Annotated in this window: 18 protein-coding genes; 9 read left to right on the top strand and 9 right to left on the bottom strand. The window is 41.1% G+C overall.

Translation table 11 applies throughout. The features are described 5' to 3' along the window. Nucleotides 1–40: 40 nt before the first annotated feature. Nucleotides 41–1,027 carry a LacI family DNA-binding transcriptional regulator gene (locus AACW06_RS16115; RefSeq protein WP_192075852.1) on the bottom strand — a complete coding sequence of 329 codons (987 nt, stop codon included), beginning with the start codon at nucleotides 1,025–1,027 and terminating at the stop codon, nucleotides 41–43. A 256-nt stretch (nucleotides 1,028–1,283) separates the two neighbouring features. Between AACW06_RS16115 and AACW06_RS16110 the strand changes: the two genes are divergently transcribed. The 5 genes from AACW06_RS16110 (at nucleotide 1,284) to AACW06_RS16090 (ending at nucleotide 6,747) form a co-directional block, all read left to right on the top strand. Then, nucleotides 1,284–2,723, top strand: coding sequence for a sucrose-specific PTS transporter subunit IIBC (locus AACW06_RS16110; protein ID WP_053312341.1), 1,440 nt, complete (start codon nucleotides 1,284–1,286; stop codon nucleotides 2,721–2,723). A gap of 90 nt (nucleotides 2,724–2,813) precedes the next feature. Then, nucleotides 2,814–3,734 (top strand): aminoimidazole riboside kinase, encoded by a 921-nt coding sequence (locus AACW06_RS16105; RefSeq protein WP_192075851.1) that lies wholly within the window; start codon nucleotides 2,814–2,816, stop codon nucleotides 3,732–3,734. 137 nt (nucleotides 3,735–3,871) lie between these two features. Then, nucleotides 3,872–4,936 carry an HlyD family secretion protein gene (locus tag AACW06_RS16100; protein WP_192075850.1) on the top strand — a complete coding sequence of 355 codons (1,065 nt, stop codon included), beginning with the start codon at nucleotides 3,872–3,874 and terminating at the stop codon, nucleotides 4,934–4,936. Further along, nucleotides 4,926–5,933, top strand: coding sequence for a DUF2955 domain-containing protein (locus AACW06_RS16095; protein ID WP_192075849.1), 1,008 nt, complete (start codon nucleotides 4,926–4,928; stop codon nucleotides 5,931–5,933). Before AACW06_RS16100 ends, AACW06_RS16095 begins: the two co-directional genes overlap by 11 nt. Nucleotides 5,934–6,030: 97 nt before the next feature. After that, a complete protein-coding gene (locus AACW06_RS16090; RefSeq protein WP_192075848.1) occupies nucleotides 6,031–6,747 on the top strand; it encodes a glycerophosphodiester phosphodiesterase family protein in 717 nt (238 codons plus the stop codon). A 139-nt stretch (nucleotides 6,748–6,886) separates the two neighbouring features. Here the strand turns inward: AACW06_RS16090 and AACW06_RS16085 are convergent, their stop codons facing one another. Continuing rightward, complete coding sequence (locus AACW06_RS16085) at nucleotides 6,887–7,312, bottom strand: hypothetical protein (RefSeq protein WP_192075847.1); 426 nt, start codon at nucleotides 7,310–7,312, stop codon at nucleotides 6,887–6,889. Between the two features lie 280 nt (nucleotides 7,313–7,592). On the opposite strand from AACW06_RS16085, the gene AACW06_RS16080 reads away from it, so the two are divergent. Continuing rightward, the gene (locus AACW06_RS16080) at nucleotides 7,593–8,000 is read left to right on the top strand and encodes a glycine zipper family protein (RefSeq protein WP_192075846.1); all 408 of its coding nucleotides are present in this window, start codon (nucleotides 7,593–7,595) and stop codon (nucleotides 7,998–8,000) included. A gap of 194 nt (nucleotides 8,001–8,194) precedes the next feature. Here AACW06_RS16080 and AACW06_RS16075 read toward each other — a convergent pair whose 3' ends face one another. The 6 genes from AACW06_RS16075 to AACW06_RS16050 form a co-directional block, all read right to left on the bottom strand. Next, nucleotides 8,195–8,347: a hypothetical protein gene (locus tag AACW06_RS16075; RefSeq protein ID WP_192075845.1), complete on the bottom strand. Its 153-nt coding sequence runs from the start codon at nucleotides 8,345–8,347 to the stop codon at nucleotides 8,195–8,197. 182 nt (nucleotides 8,348–8,529) lie between these two features. After that, on the bottom strand, nucleotides 8,530–9,864 hold the full coding sequence (locus AACW06_RS16070) for an amino acid permease (protein ID WP_192075844.1): 1,335 nt from the start codon (nucleotides 9,862–9,864) through the stop codon (nucleotides 8,530–8,532). Between the two features lie 122 nt (nucleotides 9,865–9,986). Next, entirely contained in the window at nucleotides 9,987–10,901 is a 915-nt protein-coding gene (locus AACW06_RS16065; protein ID WP_192075843.1) for an amino acid ABC transporter substrate-binding protein, read from the bottom strand. A gap of 54 nt (nucleotides 10,902–10,955) precedes the next feature. After that, nucleotides 10,956–12,293 carry a putrescine-ornithine antiporter gene (gene potE, locus AACW06_RS16060; RefSeq protein WP_192075842.1) on the bottom strand — a complete coding sequence of 446 codons (1,338 nt, stop codon included), beginning with the start codon at nucleotides 12,291–12,293 and terminating at the stop codon, nucleotides 10,956–10,958. 157 nt (nucleotides 12,294–12,450) lie between these two features. Next, nucleotides 12,451–14,760: an arginine decarboxylase gene (gene adiA / locus AACW06_RS16055; RefSeq protein WP_192075841.1), complete on the bottom strand. Its 2,310-nt coding sequence runs from the start codon at nucleotides 14,758–14,760 to the stop codon at nucleotides 12,451–12,453. A 94-nt stretch (nucleotides 14,761–14,854) separates the two neighbouring features. After that, a complete protein-coding gene (locus AACW06_RS16050; RefSeq protein ID WP_192075840.1) occupies nucleotides 14,855–17,152 on the bottom strand; it encodes an Orn/Lys/Arg decarboxylase N-terminal domain-containing protein in 2,298 nt (765 codons plus the stop codon). 523 nt (nucleotides 17,153–17,675) lie between these two features. Between AACW06_RS16050 and AACW06_RS16045 the strand changes: the two genes are divergently transcribed. The 3 genes from AACW06_RS16045 to AACW06_RS16035 all read left to right on the top strand — a co-directional run bounded on the left by AACW06_RS16045 (nucleotide 17,676) and on the right by AACW06_RS16035 (nucleotide 20,234). Further along, nucleotides 17,676–17,888 carry a DUF1656 domain-containing protein gene (locus tag AACW06_RS16045; RefSeq protein WP_192075839.1) on the top strand — a complete coding sequence of 71 codons (213 nt, stop codon included), beginning with the start codon at nucleotides 17,676–17,678 and terminating at the stop codon, nucleotides 17,886–17,888. Nucleotides 17,889–17,899: 11 nt separating this feature from the next. Continuing rightward, nucleotides 17,900–18,763, top strand: coding sequence for an efflux RND transporter periplasmic adaptor subunit (locus AACW06_RS16040; RefSeq protein ID WP_192075838.1), 864 nt, complete (start codon nucleotides 17,900–17,902; stop codon nucleotides 18,761–18,763). A 106-nt stretch (nucleotides 18,764–18,869) separates the two neighbouring features. Beyond that, the gene (locus AACW06_RS16035; RefSeq protein WP_192075837.1) at nucleotides 18,870–20,234 is read left to right on the top strand and encodes an FUSC family protein; all 1,365 of its coding nucleotides are present in this window, start codon (nucleotides 18,870–18,872) and stop codon (nucleotides 20,232–20,234) included. A 76-nt stretch (nucleotides 20,235–20,310) separates the two neighbouring features. Here the strand turns inward: AACW06_RS16035 and AACW06_RS16030 are convergent. Beyond that, nucleotides 20,311–20,449, bottom strand: a 139-nt coding sequence (locus tag AACW06_RS16030) for an IS1 family transposase (protein WP_238336731.1), incomplete at its 5' end; no start/stop codon positions are given.

Raw genomic sequence — 20,449 nt, 5'->3', positions numbered from 1 at the left:
AGGTGAGACTCAGCAATTACGGATAAAAAACCAGCATCATTCAGCATGTCTCACGCTCAATACTTTGGAAAGTCAAAACGACTTTACTCATTTCTTTCCCTTGCCCAACAATGCGTTCAAGTAACATTTTCGCTGCATTTTCACCTGCCTTATCAAAGGCATAGTTAAATGTCGACAAGCTTGGGTTGCTGATAAAGGCAAGCTCATCATTACCTACCCCAAGCACCTTGACCTGTTTCCCGACGTCAATACCACACTCTAGTAACGCTTTAATAGCCCCGACCGCGATCCGGTCTGTCGCACAAAACAGTCCATCTAGCTGCGGATATTGCTCCATTAGTGTTTTGCTTTGTAAGTATCCAGACTCAATAGAAAAATCACCACGCAAGTGAAACAATAATTCTAAATTGTGTAGAGTCAATGCTTGCTCTAGACCTTGTGAACGCAGCACATCAACCGCGACATCATCACGTTGAACACCAATAAAACCTATCTGTTTACAGCCTTTATTAATCAATCGATGACCAGCTTCATACCCCACTCGAAGATCGTCATGAACAATACTGGGAATGTCGTGAAGTGAACCATCTTGCCCCACAAGTACCACGGGTACATTTGATTGCTTAATAGCATTCACAAGCGATAAATCAAGATGTGTGGCATACAGCACAATGCCTTCCACCCGTTTTTGGTTGAAGATTTGGATGTATTCTAATTCCTTCTCATGCTCTTGATGTGTATTAGCGAGTAAAACGTGCTTTCCCGCTTGTTCAAAAATTTTACTGAGTCCGTCTACCCCTTGCGCTGTCGCATGGGATGAAACACGCGGTACAATCACTCCAATCAAATTGGTCTTTTGGGATTTCAGATCTTTAGCCACCTGATTAACCACATAACCACACTCGGAAACAGCCTTTAACACTTTGATTTTAGTCGCTTCTTTAACCCCATACTCATCATTAATAACGCGAGAAACGGTTGATTTTGAAACACCAGCTAACTTAGCAACATCGTGCAAACTCGACATATAGAACCTTATTTCTTCAGCATTGGGATTGTTTGCAAAACATGCAATGACAATCGACCATATAATGTGATTTTAACGCTGTTTATAGAATTCGCGACCTATCTTTTAGCGATCAAATTCACATAATCAATGGTTATCTTTTGACGTTCCCAAATTATTGCACAAGAATTAATTCTGCAAACGTTCCCAAAACAAATTTAAAATATTTAAACCATACTAATTCAATAAACAGAACAGACAAGAATCGGGGTGAGTTATGAACTATCCAGTCATAGCAAAGAAATTACTTGAGCAACTCGGCGGAAAAGAAAATATCCAAGCACTTGCTCATTGTGCAACACGCTTAAGATTGGCGCTGAAAGATGAGTCAATCGTCAATGAAGAAGCTATTGATTCCTTAGACGGTGTTAAAGGTCAATTTAAAGTCGCAGGCCAGTATCAGATCATTTTTGGCTCTGGTATCGTAAATCAAGTTTACGCAGAGATGGCCAAATTAACTGGGCTGGCAGAAATGTCGACCAACGATGTCGCAAGCGCGGGCGCACAAAAACAAAATGTCTTTCAACGTGCAGTGAAAGGCTTATCTGACATTTTTGTTCCAATCATTCCAGCGATTGTTGCGGGTGGTTTGTTGATGGGCCTATTCAATGTCCTGACGGCTACTGGTCTGTTTATTGAAGGCCAATCACTCATTGATGCTAATCCGGGCCTTGCTGATTTGGCAAGCATGATTAATACCTTTGCTAACGCACCTTTTGTTTACTTACCTGTTTTGTTAGCGTTTTCTGCTTCGAAAAAATTTGGTGGTAACCCGTTCCTTGGGGCGGCACTGGGTATGTTAATGGTTCACCCAGACTTGCTTAACGGTTGGGGTTTTGGCGGCGCATCAGTCTCCGGAACTATTCCAACGTGGAATATCCTTGGCTTTGAAATCCAAAAAGTCGGTTACCAAGGCTCAGTACTACCGGTTTTAGTTTCAGCCTTTATCCTCGCTAAAGTTGAAAACGGCCTGCGTAAGGTTATCCCTTCTGTACTGGATAACTTATTAACACCAATGCTGGCTATTTTCATTACTGGTTTTGTCACTTTCACCCTTGTTGGTCCTATCACTCGTGATATCGGTTTCCTACTTGGTGACGGCCTAAACTGGTTATATGACTCTGCAGGTTTCGTTGGTGGCGCATTGTTCGGTTTCATTTATGCACCATTTGTTATTACCGGTATGCACCATAGTTTCATTGCCATTGAGACGCAACTTTTAGCCGACATCGCGGTTACTGGCGGTACGTTCATCTTCCCTATCGCTGCAATGTCCAACGTAGCACAAGGCGCTGCAGCACTAGCCGTTGGCTTCACAACCAAAGACATTAAACTAAAAGGCATTGCGGTACCTTCAGGGATCACAGCCCTACTCGGTATTACTGAACCGGCTATGTTTGGTGTCAACTTAAAACTTCGCTATCCATTTATTGCTGCCATCATTGGTTCAGCTTGTGCAAGCGCATTCATCACTCTCTTTAACGTGAAAGCTCAAGCCCTCGGCGCTGCAGGTTTACCGGGAATTATTTCCATAAACCCTGAAAAAATCAGCTACTACGTTATTGGTATGTTAATTTCCTTTGTGGTTGCATTCGGCTTAACTCTGGTATTAGGAGCAAGAGAGCGAGCAAAACAAGGTGTCCAAGCAACGGCATAATTCCACTCCCCCTATAGGTAATTATGCTCCTGAGCCCACTCACTGAGTGGGCTTCCTTCATTCGAATAAAGACTTACTGGAGAAATAAAGATGAACAAAGTATGGGTAACAGGCGACGCAGTGGTTGATTTGATTCCAGAAGGTGATGCTCACTATTTAAAATGCCCTGGTGGTGCACCCGCTAATGTTGCTGTCGCAATAGCCAGGTTAGGGGGCAATAGTGCTTTTTTCGGTCGTGTAGGTAACGACCCGATGGGTCGATTCATCCAATCGACTTTAAACGATGAAAACGTCAGTACCGAGTATCTGCTATTAGATAAGAATCAACGCACTTCAACGGTCGTTGTTGACTTAGATGAACACGGTGAGCGCAGCTTTACCTTCATGGTAAAGCCGAGCGCCGATCAATTCCTAAGCGTGTCTGATATCCCTTCCTTTAAAGCTGGCGAATGGCTGCACTGCTGCTCTATCGCACTAGCAAATGAACCAAGCCGAAGTACTACCCTTTACGCTATACAAAAAATGAAAGACAGCGGTGGCTTTATCAGTTTTGACCCAAATCTCAGAGATGATGTATGGTCAAAACCAGAGGAGATGAGCGAAGTGGTTATGAAGGCTGTAGCGATGGCAGATGTCGTTAAGTTTTCTGACGACGAACTATTATTTCTGACACAAACCACCAGTATTGAGGCAGGTTTAGCGACTCTCAAGCCGCTTTCGATCCCATTGATTGTCATTACTCAAGGAGCAAAAGGGGCGCTAGTTATTACGGCAGAAACTCAAACTTTAATATCTGGTACACCCGTCTCCCCTATTGATACCACCGGTGCTGGCGATGCTTTTGTCGGTGGTCTCCTGCGAAAACTGTCTTTCCACCAAGAGTGGTATAAGCCCTCAGTCATTCATGAAGCCGTTAGATGGGCAAATGGTTGTGGCGCACTCGCAACCACAAAGAAAGGTGCAATGACAGCATTGCCTGATGAAAAAGCGCTACTTTCATACATTTCATAGCCCTCCTTCCAAGCATCTAAAATGCAGCGTGAGCTCCATTTATTATGGGGTTCATTTTTCTGTCGATTAGAATCATTACTTGCTGCAATACATTTCGGCAATTATCATAAAGCTTTATTTTGAAGAGAGTTTAAAGCATGTCTGCTGCGGAAAAATCATCCAAGAAACTGAGTTTCTATATTATTGGATTAATTTTATTTATTTGGTTTTACAGTTTGTGGGCAGACCGAGTTACTCCAATGACGAGCACCGCACGAGTTCACTCTTATTTAGTAAGAATTGCTCCTGAAGTGTCAGGTAACATCACAGATGTTAATGTTGTCAATAATCAGGTTGTTCGCTCTGGTGATGTGTTATTCAAGATCGACTCAAGAAATTATGAAATTAACCTAAAAGCAGCTCAGGCCAATTTAGCAATTGCCGGGCAAAACATTGGTGCGAGTACAGCAGCGGTTGAAGTGGCACAAGCTAAAGTCGTTGATGCACTAGCAGCGCGTAATAATGCCAGGGAACAAGCAGCACGAGTCACTGAATTAGCCAGAAAAGGTGTGCTAAGTAAAGCGGATCTCGATAACACGATTGAAGCGCGCGAACGCACTCAAGCGTCATTTAAAGCCGCAGAGGCCTCATTAACACAGGCACAACAAAATTTGGGTCCAAAAGGTAGCAACAACCCACAAATTTTGTCTGCGATGGCCAAGCTTGAACAAGCGCAATTAGATTTACAAAAAACACAAGTTCTCGCGCCTTCCGATGGCATAGTGACTAATCTACAACTTACTACAGGCCAAAAAGCCACCGTAGGTTCGCCAATGCTGACTTTCATTGATCCTCGCGGTGTGTGGATCTCAGCATTAGTGAGAGAAAACTCTACAGAATACATCCGTGTCGGTCAGCGTGTTGAAATTGTACTTGATGCATTACCGGGTCGTGTTTTACTCGGTAAAGTAGACAGCATTGGCTGGGGTACTGGAGGTAGCAATAATATCGACCAAACCACTGGCTTTTTAAACGCAGATACCAAGTCATTAAGTGCTCAACGTTATCCGGTTAACATTGTTTTTGAAAATGGCGAAGTACCGTCTAACATTCGTTATGGTTCACAAGCTACTGTGGCTTTCTTTACTGAACAAAGTAGCTTTGGTGAATGGCTAGTACGAATCTGGATGCGCATCGTGAGTGTATGGACTTATGTTTCATAGTGCGGCTAATCCAATTATAAGGTTGGTTTTCGCCCCAATATTGTTACTGTTTTACTTGCAGTTTAACGGTGCAGCCATGCCGATGTTGGCGCCAATATTTGTGGTGATATTTCTAACTATCATGCCCTCTAAGCCACCGGTTAGCCTGTTACTAAAATTACTGTTGGTGATGTTTTTTATCAGTTTTATTGTGGTCAACCTAGGTGAAATACTGGTTGACACGCCAACCGGCTTTGCTCTGTTTTGTTGGGCTTTGCTATTTTTAAGTTATTATCGTAGTCACCGTGATCCTAAAGATATCCTATCAACATTAACACTCATGGTCGTCATCATCATGGCGGTAATGACTAAGCAAATGGGCGTATCCGCTAGTGTTTTACCTTGGTTAATGTTTGAAGCTCTTGTCATTGCTATCATTGTAACTTCATTGGGTTTCTTAATCTTTCCTGGCGACGAACAAGACATTCAACCAGATGAACAAAGCCAGGAGAAAACTACCGCACATATTACTTTGATTATATTCAAAGCAACGGCCATGAGTTTGGTGTTAGCGGCATTGATCGGTACTGGTAGTTCTCAGTCAATATTGATTGCAATCACTATCAGCAGCATGATTAAAACGCCAATACAACATGAACACAAAATGTTTAGCCACAATCGTTTAGTCACCACCACCATTGGTATATTATTTACGGTACCTGTAATGTTGCTGTTTATGTTTCATGTACCAACTTGGGTTGTATTAGGCGTTGCTCTATTTTGTGGTATCCAACTGGCTTGCTATGCCATTCGTTGTAACTGTCGGCTGAGTATTTACCAGTTACTATTTACAAACTTTACCGTATTAACCTATCAAATTATTAAAAATCAAGGCACCGACTCGATGACCGCAGAATTGCTGCGTTTGGTTTCGATAGTCATTGCCATTTTTATCGGCGCGCTTATTTTGAATGTAGGGAAATCTATTGATAGTAGGGTATCAGCTAAAAGTTGCTAGAATTAATTGCTCTGTAAAAATAGTACAGCAGTCAAGTGCGATGCTATTGTTCTGTCACCAATTCTACCTCAAAAAATAAATGTAATAAGGAATAAGTATGTCTTTAATTGTTGTTGGGCATCGCGGTGTAGCTGGTCGCTTTCCTGAAAATACCAAAGTCAGCGTCCAAGCTGCAATTGATTTAGGTTTAGATTGGGTTGAAATCGACGTGCAACCAACCAAAGATAATGTATTGGTGGTATGCCATGATCACACTGTTAACCGCTGTAGTAATGGCAAAGGCCGGGTGGATACCTATACCCTACAACAACTCAAACAACTTGATTTTGGTCGTTGGTTTAATCCAACCTTTACTGGCGAGCCCATTATGACGCTTGAAGAATTATTGATTTTGGCAGCCAAGCACAAATTAGGGCTAAATATTGAAGTAAAGGTCGACCGGCACGATGTTTCAAACGTTGCTCAACAATTAAAACAGCAGCTTGATCATAGTCCAATCGACAAAAAAAATATTTTACTCTCTAGCTTTAGCCACGACATCATGCGTACGCTAGCGCTGTATTGCCAAGGCTATAAATTAGGAGTGTTAAGTGAAAGGCTATCAAAAAAGGACTGGCAGCTGTTAGAAGAGATCAATGCTTTTAGCTGTAACTTAAACTTCCGTTGGACAAGCAAAAAACATGTCCAACAACTCCAACAAGCGGGATATCAAGTGTGGTGTTATACGGTCAACAATCCAAAGAAACTGCGCCATTTACAAACTATTAATGCTGTGTTTAGCGACTATCCAGAATTGTTTTTGAATAATGATTAACCTTCACTTTAGCTTGATATAGTTCTATTAAACAACATACTGAGTTTCAGACATACCAAGTCCTGTAAAAATTCCAGTATTGAACCAATTTAGGGTAATAAAAAACCCACTCAATTAAAATGGGCTAATGTATTGATTATTAATACTCCATGACTCGAGCAACATAGCTAAAATCACCAGAATCACCATGATAGTCACGGTAGAGATCAACAGAGAAAAACTTTGGATTATCCTGATCAATACGTAATGCTATTTTTTTGTTTAGTGCTTCCAGATCTTTTTCACCATAAACATAGAATTTTTTCTTTTGTTCAAGCTGTAATGCTTTCGCATCATGTCTGCTGATATAAATCTCGCTATACCTTTCGGCAACAAAACCTGAGAAGGTAATTTCTTCGAAACCTGTTTCTTCGTCAATAGTCACAAAGAATTCACCTTCTTGCTCAACCATCATCAATTGGCTCATGGTTTGATCGACATTTTGCACATCCAACACTTCTGGGGTCTGAGCTGATACATTTGCAGCTAGTGACATCAAAAAAAGCGAAATAAGTGTTTTTTTCATTATGATTACCTTCTGTAGATTGGCGTTTTTATCCAAAGATTTCTATCACTGCTTTACTATATAAAGTTACAGGTAGGCCGCAAGTGACTCGATTTAACAAGAGAATAAATAAGAATGCATAATGTGGTTAATCGTATATGAAGGACACCACCCTTCATTAACTTATTTGTGAGTCACCAATATCCATGTAGGACTCAATCAATCATAAGAGAGAGAGCAAAGCTCATAGGTTAAGATACTATCGCGATGCAGAATATTATTACTCATAGAGAGAACCATCATGAAAAAACAACAATTACTGCTGAGCACATTACTCATATTCACTTTGCCTTCGCTGTCATATGCAAATATTATCGTTGACACAAAGAATGTTGATGAGCAGAAATATCATGCTGACTTATATGAATGTGATCAGTTATCAAATCAAGTTGAACAACATCAAACTGATTCACTGGGCCACGATGTATTAGGTTCCACAGCGAAAGGAGCAGCATTGGGTGCGGTCGGCAGCGCGATTGGTGGCGGCAGTGGTTCTAATGGCGCTAAAGTAGGAGCTGGAATTGGAGTAATTGGTGGAGCTTTAAAACATGGCTCAGAAAAACGTCAAGCAGAGCAACAATATGATATTCAAAAACAAAATGTTATGCGCAACTGTATGACTGGACGTGGTTATACGGTTTTAAACTAGCACGCTTTCTATATAACCAGAACTTGGTCAACAAAATACTTTTCTGAACTCCTATCACTCTAGCCACCTATCATCACAAGGATGTGTTGAGATTCTCAAAAAACAACCATATAAAAAACTGCGAATCAATCGCAACTTTTTATTTTTCACCTAGGTTAATAATTAACTAGTCAGCGACTTTCACAGCAGAAAAATCATCTGGTGCCAATATTGTGTTCCCATGAACCAACTGCTTCAGTCATTTTAAGCACACCGTAAGCCGTATTACTAGCATGATTAAATGCGGCTGAACTATTTCCCGTATAAGCAAATACAACATGAGATTGAATTGGGATAATGCTGTTCATATATTATCTATCTACATATAAAACCAGACTCATTAAACCACATTGTAAATTAACAATTTAATATTGATTAATCCAATTTGATGGGTTAAATCCATAAAATATTAAGTATGGCTATTTAAAATTGGAGCTAGAAAAAAACCTCGTCATAACGAGGCTTTAAAATTGAAATAAATCTAGTGCTACTAATTATCTTTCATTTTTTCAGAACAAATGACCAACCAAACTGGAACCGCTAACATTAATAGCAATAAAGACCACATCCCAGCATCAGGCCCTGCACCATAAATGGTAGCCACTGAAAATAGGAATGCGACACTTGCAATCGGCCAGTAGGATTTTATATTCAAAACTTGAGATAATTTATCTCGCTTAACATAAAGAATACCTTCCACTAAACAACAAAATACATAAGGAATCATTGCTGTATCTGTCGATAAGTTAACGATGAGATTATAAAATGTAGCCAATGCACTAGATCCTGAAGCATCAATAAGCAACAAAGCGCTTGATAACATTACAGAAAGCACAATACCATTTCTCGGTGTACCGCTTTTTGACTGCTTACTAAAAAATCCTGGCATGGCTCCATCTTTTGCAGCTGCCATCGGCACCTGTCCCATCAACAATGTCCAACCGTTAATGGCACCGAGAGAAGAAATAACAGCAGCAATCGAGATAATCATCGCTGCGGTAGGCCCCCAAATGGCATTGGCTGCATCAGCAAATGGTGCACTTGAGTTTATTAGTGTTTCTCTTGGTAAAACTCCCATAACAACGGTAGTACCCAGTATGTAAACCAGTGCCGAAACAGTTGTACCTAAAATGGTGGCTCTTGGAATCGTTTTTTCTGGGTCAATAACATCACCGGCCGGCACTGTTGCCGATTCAATCCCTAAAAAGGCAAACATAGTTAAAGGCGCCGTGGCCGCTAAGGCACTTAAAAAGGGCTTATCACTTGGATTTAGTACATCAAAGTGTCCCCAATCAACCCAAAATAAACCAAAAATACTAATCGCAATAAAAGGGACTAATTTGGTATAAACCGTTACGGCTTGAAATAAGCCCGCTTCTTTCACTCCGCGGATATTAATGAGAGCGACAAGCCACATGGCGCCTAAACCAATCGCAATTTTTAACACACCGTTACCTTGTAACAGTGGGAAGATCTGCGACAAATAACCGACGAGTCCAGCAGCCATAGCAGGTAATGAAGCCCAGATTGAAATCCAATAACCCCATGCAATTAGAAAACCAGTAAATTTACCAAAACCTAATCGAGTATAAGCATAAGGCCCACCCGCTATAGGACTAATCCTTGCTAGTCTCGCAAAAATCATTCCTAAACAAACGGCAGCAAATGCCATGACACCCCACCCAATAATGGCAACAGCGCCATAAGGAGCTAAAGCCGCAGGCGCAATAAAGAATCCTGAACCAATCATGTTACCGATGATTAAAGCGGTACACATACCTAAACCAAGAGATCGCTTAGATTGCGGTGTACTATTTTCGTGCATGTTTAACACCTTTATGGATATTACTGGTATTAAAAAAGAAGTGACATAGTAGGCTAACCCCATACATCACTTCTTCTGTGAAACAACAAAGACTGAGGTGTTGCTTTATCGAATGACAGCCATTACTGACTGATACTATAGCCTTGATAGTCGTTTAGTGTTTCTTTTGTTGGCTTACCAAAATACTGTGTGTACATCGGTACAAAATCATCCGACTGATATAACTCACTCAGCGTGCGATCAATCAATAAACGAAAATCATCGTTATTCTTAGGCAGTGCTAAACGGCCGTATGCAAACTCAAACACCTGAGGCGACAACTCCACATTGCTCAAGTGAGAGTGATGAAGCTCACCGATTAACTCAAAACGGTCGGCAAAATACGCATCCGCCACTCCTTCCGAGACCAGTTTGATGCCCTCTTCATGTGTCTTCGCAGTAACCACCGTTGCAACTACACCCAGTTGTTTAATTTTGTTGCGTACCCAAGCCTCTGTTACCGTACCTTCATGAACCACGTAAGTATGATTAGCCAAACCACGGTTCACCGTCGCACGCCATTTAGGACCAGTATGAGCCGGCTTATCTTCCAGTACTCGTTTTAAATCCGCACTCGCATTTTCGTTAATGACCGCGCTTAAGCCACCCTTATCGATTGGCATTGAAAAACTGACCTGCTCACGACGAGTCAGCGTTTCCATGGCCGCGCCACACAACAGGTCAAACTCACCCTCTGCAACTTGTTGTAGACCCTCATTGAGTTGGGTTGGGTGATACACAACTTTCATATCACCATAACCCGGCTGAGCTTTGATGCTATCTGCCACTTTATTACACAAATCAATCGCGTAACCTTTTGGCTCACTAGCCTTGTCATTCAATGATGAATACGGCGCTTCATCAGCCACATAACCAAAGTTTATTTGACCTGTTTGCTTAGCATTCGTTAGCACATCATTGTTCGCTTGAGCACCAAACGCTGACATCAGTAATGTCATCGCCATAACGCTCAATGACCCTATTTTATTCTGTACCATATCGGTATTCCTTACTTCAAAATCTGTAAATTCGTATCGTTTAACATCGAGAGATTACGCAGCGCTTGACTCAGTATCAGCCGTTTTGCTGTCATCGAATCGATACGCGATGAAACCATACAATAGGTAAGAGAACATCATGACGACCATACCACCAAATACCGCCTCCATACCTGAAGCATACAAGGCATAAGCGCTGTAAAGGATAGCCATAAGCATAACGACAATGTTCAATTTGAACGCATTACCCGTCACGTTTGCTTTACGCATAACTATCACGAGTGCTGAAATCGCGGTGATATAAGGAACAATGTTAGTAACCGCCGCCAAGTTGACTAATTTATTAAACTGCTCGGTCGCATCAGGTGACATGGTCGAAACGGCCATTAATGTCTGAATCACACCCGCAATCAACATACCTAGAATTGGTGCCCCTGCTTTACTCACTTTCGATAAAACTTTCGGGAACATGCCACCGTCGGCTGTGAATTTGGCTGTTTGTGCCAACGTGAACTGCCAACCTAAAAGCGAACCAATACAGGCAATCACTGCCAATGCCATAATGATGTTACCGACCACTGGGTTAAACATTTGTGCATAAACGTAAGCAAAAGGAGCCGTTGAAGTCGCAAGCTCTGCATTCGGTACAATACCTTGGATAACCGCAGTCGATAGAATGTACACAACAGCCGCGCCCAAAGTACCAAGCAAACACGCTAATGGTACGTTTTTCTTAGGGTTTTCTACGGCGTCTGAGTTTTGTGCCGCCGATTCCATACCCAGGAACGCCCATAATGTCATTGGAATACTTTGATCAATTGCATCACTAATCGCTAGGTTATTTGGGTTCCAAGCTTGTGCAAACACATCACCAGAGAACCAGAACCAACCAATGACACCCAAGCCAGCAACCGGAATAATCACACCCCACACGGTAATTGCACCCAATTTACCCGTTAATTTAGGCCCACCGAAATTAGCCAGTGTAGTAACCCAAATTAGACCAACCACACCAATAAAGAGTGGTGTTGCGCCAGTTCCTAACCATGGGAAAAACGGGGTTAAATAGCCCACCGCTGAAATGGCAATCGCTACGTTACCAATCGCTAGTGATAGGTAATAAAGGAATGAAGCCATGAAAAAGCTCGACTTACCATGCGCTTCTTCAGAATAGGCAGACATACCACCCGAGCGATTACAAAATACCCCGAGTTGAGCAAAAGCATAAGCGATAGCCATTGAACCAACCGCTGTCACTATCCATGACAGTAGTGACACCGCACCAATTTGTGCCATGGTGGCCGGTAACATAATAATGCCCGACCCCATCATATTCACAGCCACTAGCGTGGTTAAACCCGCCAGTGTCATTTTTTTATTTGTATCAGCCATACAAAAGATCTCTTGATAATTAAAATGTGTTGATTGTGGGTTCACAATCTAAAATGGCGATGAGATGCTTTCCTCAAAACAAGCGGTTATCATCTGATGACAAATAACCGCTTTATTTTTTACTTATCGAAACATCAATTTTTGGTTGCGCTGGGTTTTATGCTTTAAGACAAAGTACGTTATAGACACCATCGACAACTTCAGCGCCTTCTACTTCATGCTCAAAGCCAGGGAACATTTCATCCCACAAGCCAAGCTTCAACATGTATTCAATTTGAGGACTGTTGCTTTCATCAAATTTCTCGCCAGACATCATCATTGGGATACCTGGTGGGTATGGCATAACCGCATTTGCAGCAACACGACCCGCTAATTTGTCGGCAGGAACCAATTCGATGTTGTCTTTTACCAGTTGCTGGAACGCAGCACGTGGTGTCATTTCTGGTTGTGGGATCGTTGAGTAAGCATCATTTAGTGCTTGGCCTGGATCATGCTTTTTCAAGAACTCAAACATCTCATTACCTAGATCTTTCAGACCAAGATTGCCATAACGCTCTGGGTTACTACTTACCAGCTCAGGCAATACCTGAGTCAATGGCGCATTCTCATCGTAGTGACGTTTGAATGACAACAAGGTGTTAATTAATGTCACCCATTTACCTTTTGTCACGCCAATACTGAATAGGAACATCACTTGGAAATCGGTAGTACGAGTTGGCACAATACCAAATCGAGACGCATAAGCTGTAAACAACTCAGCAGGAACACCTGTCTCCAGAAGTTCACCATCTTCACTCATACCCGGAGTCAATAGGCTCACTTTAATTGGATCAAGCATAACCCAGTTGTCTTGTAAGTCTTTGAATCCATGCCATTTATCTTTAGGTTCTAAGCGCCAGCAACTCTGTTCTGACACCAACAATTCTGATGGTGCTTCTTCAAATGGGTAGCTCTCGCCAGTTACAGGGTCTACTACTGTCTCCGCGTTCCACGGTTTAAAGAACCAATCACCATTACTTTCATGACTCTTAAATGCTTTACCTACTGCTTGACGGAAACTCACCGCTTCTTTAATTGCATCGGTTGTCAGCATAGTTCCGCCTTCACCATCCATCATAGCTGATGCAATATCGTTAGACGCTACGATTGAATACAGTGGTGATGTTGTTGCATGCATCATGTATGACTGGTTAAAACGGTCATGTGGAATCGCATCACGCCCATCACGAACGTGAATGTAAGAGGCTTGTGATAATGCCGCTAACAACTTATGTGTTGAGTGAGTTGCGAATACAGTCGGAGCGTTTGGATCATCTTGACCAGCTCCATCTCGCATTGCGAAGTGGTCTTTGTAAATTGGATTAAAACGTGCGTAACCGTACCACGCTTCATCCATATGAATACGTGGGCTACTTTGACCAAGTAGGTTTTCAACATCAACAGCGTTGTAACACAAACCATCGTAAGTACAGCTAGTCAACACAGAATAAACGGGATCTTTATTTTCAAGATCTTTAGTTAATGGGCTGGTTTCAATTTTATTAGTAATGCTTTCAACTGACATGTCTGAAGCAGGTACAGGGCCAATAATGCCATACTGGTTACGAGTTGGAACCAAGTAAACAGGACGAGCACCAGTAAGCATTAAACCTTGTTCAATTGATTTGTGGCAGTTTCGGTCACAAATCACCACATCATTTTCAACCATAGCCGCTTGCATGATGGTACGGTTAGAGCCAGATGTACCACCAGTTACATTATATGAACGGTCAGCACCGAATACTTTTGCTGCGTATTTTTCACTTTCTGCGACAGGTCCTGTGTGATCAAGCAGTGAGCCTAATTGACCACGTTCAATACCCATATCAGTACGAAATAGATTTTCACCATAAAAATCAAAGAAAGCACGGCCAACAGGCAGTTTAGTAAATGCGATACCCCCTTGGTGGCCAGGAGCAGACCAAGATTGCTCACGTAACTTTGAATATTTGGCTAATGCTGCTGCAAAAGGAGGCAGTAGCTGGGCACGGTAACGATCAACCGCTGCGATCATTCGTCCAGCAATAAAATCAGCAGTGTCTTCTAGCATCCAAACGAATTCTTCAACTTTAGTCATGACATCTTCGTTGATTGTCTTCACTTGCTCGCTGTTTTTAGCCATTAAAAATACAGGGATATTTCTGTGACGTTGCGCTAACTCATTCAGTAGTATTTCTGCCGAACGTTTACCATCCTTACCAATGCCAGTTAATTCCCAGCTTAATAGCACACCGTGGATAGAAGCGTCAGAAACGATAGCCGCTAAAGCCTCTTCTTCACTCACTGCCGTTGAAACATAAACATCACGTTTTGTCAGTTCATCAACCAACACTTTAGTATTGCGACCAAAAGCGGTATCGAGTTTCTCTAACCCTTCGTCAATGACAAGCACTTTACTTTTTACTGGGTTGTAATTTGTTGCGATCATAATTAAATCTCATTTGAAAGTTGTGAATCGATACTTCGCATCACTGTTACGACAAAATGACGAAATATCGTTTAAATCTGTAATTAGGTAACTTTTATTCAGTTAAGCAGTAAGTCATATATACAAGCTCACCGTTATCGTCTTGTTCAATCTCAACACCATGAGTATCGTGCTCAAAACCAGGGAATTGAGAATCAAATGCTTGTAGTGCTAGTAAGTAATCAATAACCGCAGTGCTATCGCCTTCTGCTTTTTCACCCGGCATCATTAGAGGAATACCCGGTGGGTAAGGTACAACTTGTACCGCGACAATACGGCCAGCCATCTCTTTTACTGGCACAGCTTCAATATTGCCTTTCACAAGTTGCCCATAAGTTTCACGTGGACTTTTTACAACTGTTGGTAATTGAGTGAAGGCATGATCCATGCTTTCTAGCATCTTGGTTTCAACGATCGCTTGATGCATTTGATCAGCGAGGTCACGAATGCCTAAACCATCATAACGCTCAGGGTGACTAGCTACTAAGTCAGGTAATACCATGCCCAGTTCGGTGTTGTTGTCATAATGTGTTTTAAATTCCATCATGCCTGCAACCAATGAACCCCATTTACCCTTCGTTGCACCGATAGAGAACAACAGAAGTAGCGAGTAAGGTTCTGTTTTCTCAACCACAATGCCGCGACTTGCCAAGAAAGAGGAAACTAAGGTCGCCGGAATACCGCTCTCTTCTAGGTCACCGTCAATATCCATCCCCGGAGTTAATACTGTCACTTTGATTGGATCTAACATGCAGTAATCAGCGCCTAAATCACCAAAACCGTGCCATTTTGCATTTGGTTTCAATAACCAAGCATTGCTGTCAGTTTTTAACGTTTGAGGATCCATATCTTGGAATGGTGTACCTTCAATTGCATCAGGCTGCCATACATCAAACCACCAATCATTTTGGTTACGTTGCTGCATTTCATACTTAATTTTCACCATTGCTTGACGGAATGAAATCGCTTCGTGAATACATTCATCTGTTAGGTATTCACCCGAGTCATCCATCATTTTTGCTGACACATCGGTCGAAGCAATAATGCTGTATTGTGGCGATGTAGAGGTGTGCATCATGTACGCTTCATTAAACAACGCTGGTTTCACTGGCACTTTGCCAGAACGAATATGAATCATTGATGCTTGTGACAATGCTGCTAAAAGCTTATGTGTGGAATGCGTCACCGTAATAGTGGCATCGTCTTCGTGCCTTTCACCACGGTGCATACCATAACGACCTTCGTAGAGATTATTAAAACGGGCATAGGCATACCAAGCTTCATCATAATGAATACGAGGTACTGTCTCGCTCAATAATCGTGTCGTTGTTTCAACGTTGTACGTTAAACCATCGTAAGTTGAATTGGTTAGTGCTGCGAGCACTGGAGTTACCGTTTTATCTGCCAATAACGGACTTTCATCAATTTTTTGTTGAATCGCTGTTGGCGTCATTTCTGAGCTTGGTACCGGACCAATGACACCCCGAGCATTACGACGAGGAACCATATAGATAGGCATTGCACCTGACATATTCAGTGCGTAATTCAATGATTTATGACAGTTACGGTCAACCAAAACAGCATCACCATCGGTCACCGCCGAATGCAGAATGATTTCATTACTGGCTGAACTACCACCAACAGAATAGTAGGTATAATCAGCACCAAATACTTTGGCGGCATATTGTTCTGACTCTTTAACAGGGCCACTGTGGTCATTTAATGAGCCAAGTTCACCGACTGAGATTGACAGATCTGAACGCAACATTTGCTCGCCATAGAAATCGACAAATGCCTTACCCACCGCCGTTTTCATGAAAGCCGTACCACCAGTATGGCCTGGTGTGTGCCATGAATATTCGTGAGTATCGTCAAAGTTGACCATCGCACCAAAAAATGGAGGCAATACCGAATCAAGATAACGCTTAGAAGCAGCTTTAATTCGACCTGCAATAAACTTAGGACTATCTTCTGGGATATAAATAACGCTTTCTATAACTTCTGAAAACTCTAATGGAATATGATTGGCTGTTTGTTTGGTGACACCAAGAATAATAGGGATACCAGCACAACGCTTTTGCAATATTTTGATAGCTTGTAGTGCTTTTTGATGATCAGCTTGGCAGATTCCCCAGCCGAGAACGACACAGCTATATGCAGGACTTGAAGATACTGCAGTTTCAAAATCAGTAAGATTTTTACTGGTAACGACTCGAATACCATCTATTGCTAACTCATTACAAATTTCACTGGCACTTCTGCTAACCGCCGTATCATCATTAATATTCGCGACAATCAGAACCGAAAATTCTTTAGAAAGTCTCGGTGGTAATGGTTGACGTGCGTAATTCATTATTGGCTCCTGGAAATGTTTAATTACGTATCTAAATGTAGTTCATGCCCAAATTATGTATCCTCCATCGATAAAGCAATAATCCCAATTGATGGACCAAATCATTCAAAATAAAATTTATTGTGAATCAATCCATTAAAAACAAAATATCTCCATGCCGATAAAATCACCAAGCCAACACAAAAAACAACATTAACCACATAATAAATAATGACTTTAAATAGTATTTTTAAGCCACACCGCAAAATCAAGATCTATGTAGATTTCTTTTAAATTATAAATAATGAGAATTTAAATTATTATATTGTGGATCAGATGCAGAAAAAGTAATTAATTCACCATATTTCCAAAGCTCAGCAAATGACAAAAAACATAATGTTTAAACTTTTGCCTCGCATCGATGTTGACAGACAACACCAAGCCGGTGATTTGATGGGTAGAGTCCATCAAATGCGATTTAAAAAACATTCGCTCTTACGATAATGTGCGTTCTTAGATTAATAACAACGGAAGCGGGTGATTTATGAATGTAGTACCACACGAACTTGCTTGGGGTGAAATTTATATTCCCCCATTACTATTGGTGGTTGTAATTGCATATTTCTTGGCAAGTACAACCAGCCTGATTATGGCTAAATTGGGTTGGCATAAATATGTTGCTCATCCCGCTCTAGCAGAATTCAGCTTGGTAATTATTTTTACCGGCATCATTAGTCAATTTATCACCACATTTTGAGAGAAAACACCGTGATTAAACGTTATTTTGTTACTTTTATTCTGATGCTAAGTGCTGGCTATGTATTGTTTTCTCAATACCAAACTTACGCACAAAACCCATGGACACGAGATGGCCAAGTTCGTGCGCATATCGTATCAATTACACCACGAGTGACTGGTCAAGTTACTCGCCTACTAGTAGACGATAACTCACATGTAAAGCAAGGTGATTTGTTGTTTGAAATTGATCCAAGTATTTATCAAACTAATTACCACAAGGCGCTAGCGTCAAAAAAGCAAGCTGCAGCACTTGTTAAAAAAGCCCAAAATGAAGAACTACGCCAACGTCACCTCGAACAGCTTACACCCGGAGCCGTATCTACGTTGACATTGAACAACTTAAGCAATGCGGTTGAAACAGCACTTGCTAACTTAGAGTTAATGAAAGCAAACGTTGAAGAAGCAAAACTCAACCTTGAATTTACTAAAGTTTATGCCCCTACTGATGGGTATATTACCAATTTCAACCTAAGAGTTGGGTCACAAGTTGTTGCCAACACTCCAGTTGTTGCTCTTATTGACGAAAATAGCTTCTGGATTGAAGGCTTCTTTAAAGAAACAGACTTACAAGGCGTTGCTCCGAAAAATAAGGCTTTTGTGACATTACTTATGAGTGATGACTATGCGCTTGAAGGTGAAATAGAGAGTATTGGCTACGGCATAGCTAAGCAGGACGGTACTACAGGTGCTAATTTATTACCTAATGTAAATCCAAACTTTCAATGGATCCGCCTCGCTCAACGCATACCAGTAAAAGTAAAACTAATCAATATTCCTAAAGACTTACAACTACGTGTAGGCATGACTGCCTCAGTGCAGATCATAAAAAATTAAGATGATGGTGATTAAGAATTCACGTCGTTGAAAATTAATATTATTAAAAGCTGATGCTATTAAAAATAATATTATTACAGATTAATTTACTTAAAAGGTAACTATCGTGCTTAGCTCTTCAACTAAAGAAGCAATAAAAGTCGCACTATCCATGGTATTGGCGATCGGCCTTGCCATATGGTTTCAGTGGGAAAAACCTTATTGGGCAGCTCTAGCCGTATTTTCAATGGCAATGACCGAATCTTTTTCACATTCGGTTTTGAAAGGACACAACCGTATTTGGGGAACAATAATAGGGGTCGGTTACGCCTTATTTCTTGTAATGCTATTTTCTCAAGATCGATTCCTTTTCCTTTTTTTCTACGGTCTATTTATGACATTGTGTTTATTTATGGCCACCGATAGTAAACGTGGCTATATTTTCACAATGGCATTTTCAGTCTGTTCAATTATTGCGTGGACTGGTGGTTTTGACAGTCAAAACACCTTCAACACTGCGTTACTTCGCATACAAGAAACCGTTCTAGGAGTCGTCACTTTTATCGTCGTCTTCCGTTTACTTTGGCCGGTAAGTTCAGAGCAAACTTTCTCAGAACTTTTTGGGAGAATGCATCAGCGTATGATCAACGATACTAAATCATTGATCAATGCTGCAGAGCATAATTCCAACACCGAGGAAATAGACTTAAGACAACTAATCGCATCACTGAATAACTTTTTGAGTATTCCAACAAAAAGTAGCAATAACTTAACTTTCCATAAAACACTATGGCAAAAAAGGCTACTCGATTTTGCCATCATTCACCACTATTTACGACAGGTACAACTTGATAGTGAGAAAGAGATTGATACTGAGTTACTTAATAAAATATTAACTGCACTAGAGGAGTTCAATCCTCAAACGCCAGAATATTTTGCTTTACCAGATTTTTTACAGGCATATCATGGTTATGTCACGCTACCAACCATTAAAACTCGTTCTTTCTCTCAGCATTGGAAAGAAGACAAAAGGAAGATCGCTCACGGCGTCAGTATGTACATTGTTGGTATTTTTATGTGGATCTATATGTCAATACCGGGCAGCGTTATGTTCCCACTGATGCTGGGAATATTCTCAAGTCTATTACCAACGATGCCTACCATCCTAATAAAAGATATGTTCTTGAGTATTATTGGATTTGGTATTGCTTATAGCTTTCAATATATCACTATCATGCCAATGATGACTGAATTTTGGCAATTAATCGCCTTTTATTTCATTAATATCTTGGTTGTTTGGAAAGCATTTTCAACACCTAAGCTTATGATATATAGAATAATTGGAGGAAATCTTCTATTAATCATGACCATGGGAGCACTCCGTCTAACCCCTCAGTATGACATCAACATGACAATAGATATGTTAACTATTGTGGTTTTGGTGTTGGTTATGGGACGCTTTTTTGGCGACTTATTTAAAAAGCAATTTTAAATATACGCAAGCAACTTAACATCACGTTACCCATCGTGAGGGTATGAATAATAAGGTCGTGACTCCAATGATTGATTCAAAGATAGAGTTCTCGTTCAATGAATGTTCCGATCACCTTATCGTGCATCTTCTCCGATTTGGAAAAACCGATTGTTCTACGTACTAAACGTTTTAATCTGGAACGCAGGGTTAGATTGGTTCGCTCAATCCGTTGA

This window comes from Vibrio sp. S12_S33 (genome assembly GCF_963889785.1).
Taxonomy (GTDB): domain Bacteria; phylum Pseudomonadota; class Gammaproteobacteria; order Enterobacterales; family Vibrionaceae; genus Vibrio; species Vibrio aestuarianus.
The sequence above is the reverse complement of the archived record's forward strand: the minus strand, read 5'-3'. Positions and strand labels throughout refer to the sequence as shown.

Excerpts from the sequence above, each read along its gene's own strand:
- AACW06_RS16045 (WP_192075839.1), top strand. The coding sequence starts at position 17,676 with ATGAATGTAGTACCACACGAACTTGCTTGGGGTGAAATTTATATTCCC.
- adiA (WP_192075841.1), bottom strand. The coding sequence starts at position 14,760 with ATGATCGCAACAAATTACAACCCAGTAAAAAGTAAAGTGCTTGTCATT.
- AACW06_RS16095 (WP_192075849.1), top strand. The coding sequence starts at position 4,926 with ATGTTTCATAGTGCGGCTAATCCAATTATAAGGTTGGTTTTCGCCCCA.
- AACW06_RS16065 (WP_192075843.1), bottom strand. The coding sequence starts at position 10,901 with ATGGTACAGAATAAAATAGGGTCATTGAGCGTTATGGCGATGACATTA.
- AACW06_RS16100 (WP_192075850.1), top strand. The coding sequence starts at position 3,872 with ATGTCTGCTGCGGAAAAATCATCCAAGAAACTGAGTTTCTATATTATT.
- AACW06_RS16050 (WP_192075840.1), bottom strand. The coding sequence starts at position 17,152 with ATGAATTACGCACGTCAACCATTACCACCGAGACTTTCTAAAGAATTT.
- AACW06_RS16080 (WP_192075846.1), top strand. The coding sequence starts at position 7,593 with ATGAAAAAACAACAATTACTGCTGAGCACATTACTCATATTCACTTTG.
- AACW06_RS16115 (WP_192075852.1), bottom strand. The coding sequence starts at position 1,027 with ATGTCGAGTTTGCACGATGTTGCTAAGTTAGCTGGTGTTTCAAAATCA.
- AACW06_RS16105 (WP_192075851.1), top strand. The coding sequence starts at position 2,814 with ATGAACAAAGTATGGGTAACAGGCGACGCAGTGGTTGATTTGATTCCA.
- AACW06_RS16090 (WP_192075848.1), top strand. The coding sequence starts at position 6,031 with ATGTCTTTAATTGTTGTTGGGCATCGCGGTGTAGCTGGTCGCTTTCCT.
- AACW06_RS16085 (WP_192075847.1), bottom strand. The coding sequence starts at position 7,312 with ATGAAAAAAACACTTATTTCGCTTTTTTTGATGTCACTAGCTGCAAAT.
- AACW06_RS16110 (WP_053312341.1), top strand. The coding sequence starts at position 1,284 with ATGAACTATCCAGTCATAGCAAAGAAATTACTTGAGCAACTCGGCGGA.
- AACW06_RS16070 (WP_192075844.1), bottom strand. The coding sequence starts at position 9,864 with ATGCACGAAAATAGTACACCGCAATCTAAGCGATCTCTTGGTTTAGGT.
- potE (WP_192075842.1), bottom strand. The coding sequence starts at position 12,293 with ATGGCTGATACAAATAAAAAAATGACACTGGCGGGTTTAACCACGCTA.
- AACW06_RS16075 (WP_192075845.1), bottom strand. The coding sequence starts at position 8,347 with ATGAACAGCATTATCCCAATTCAATCTCATGTTGTATTTGCTTATACG.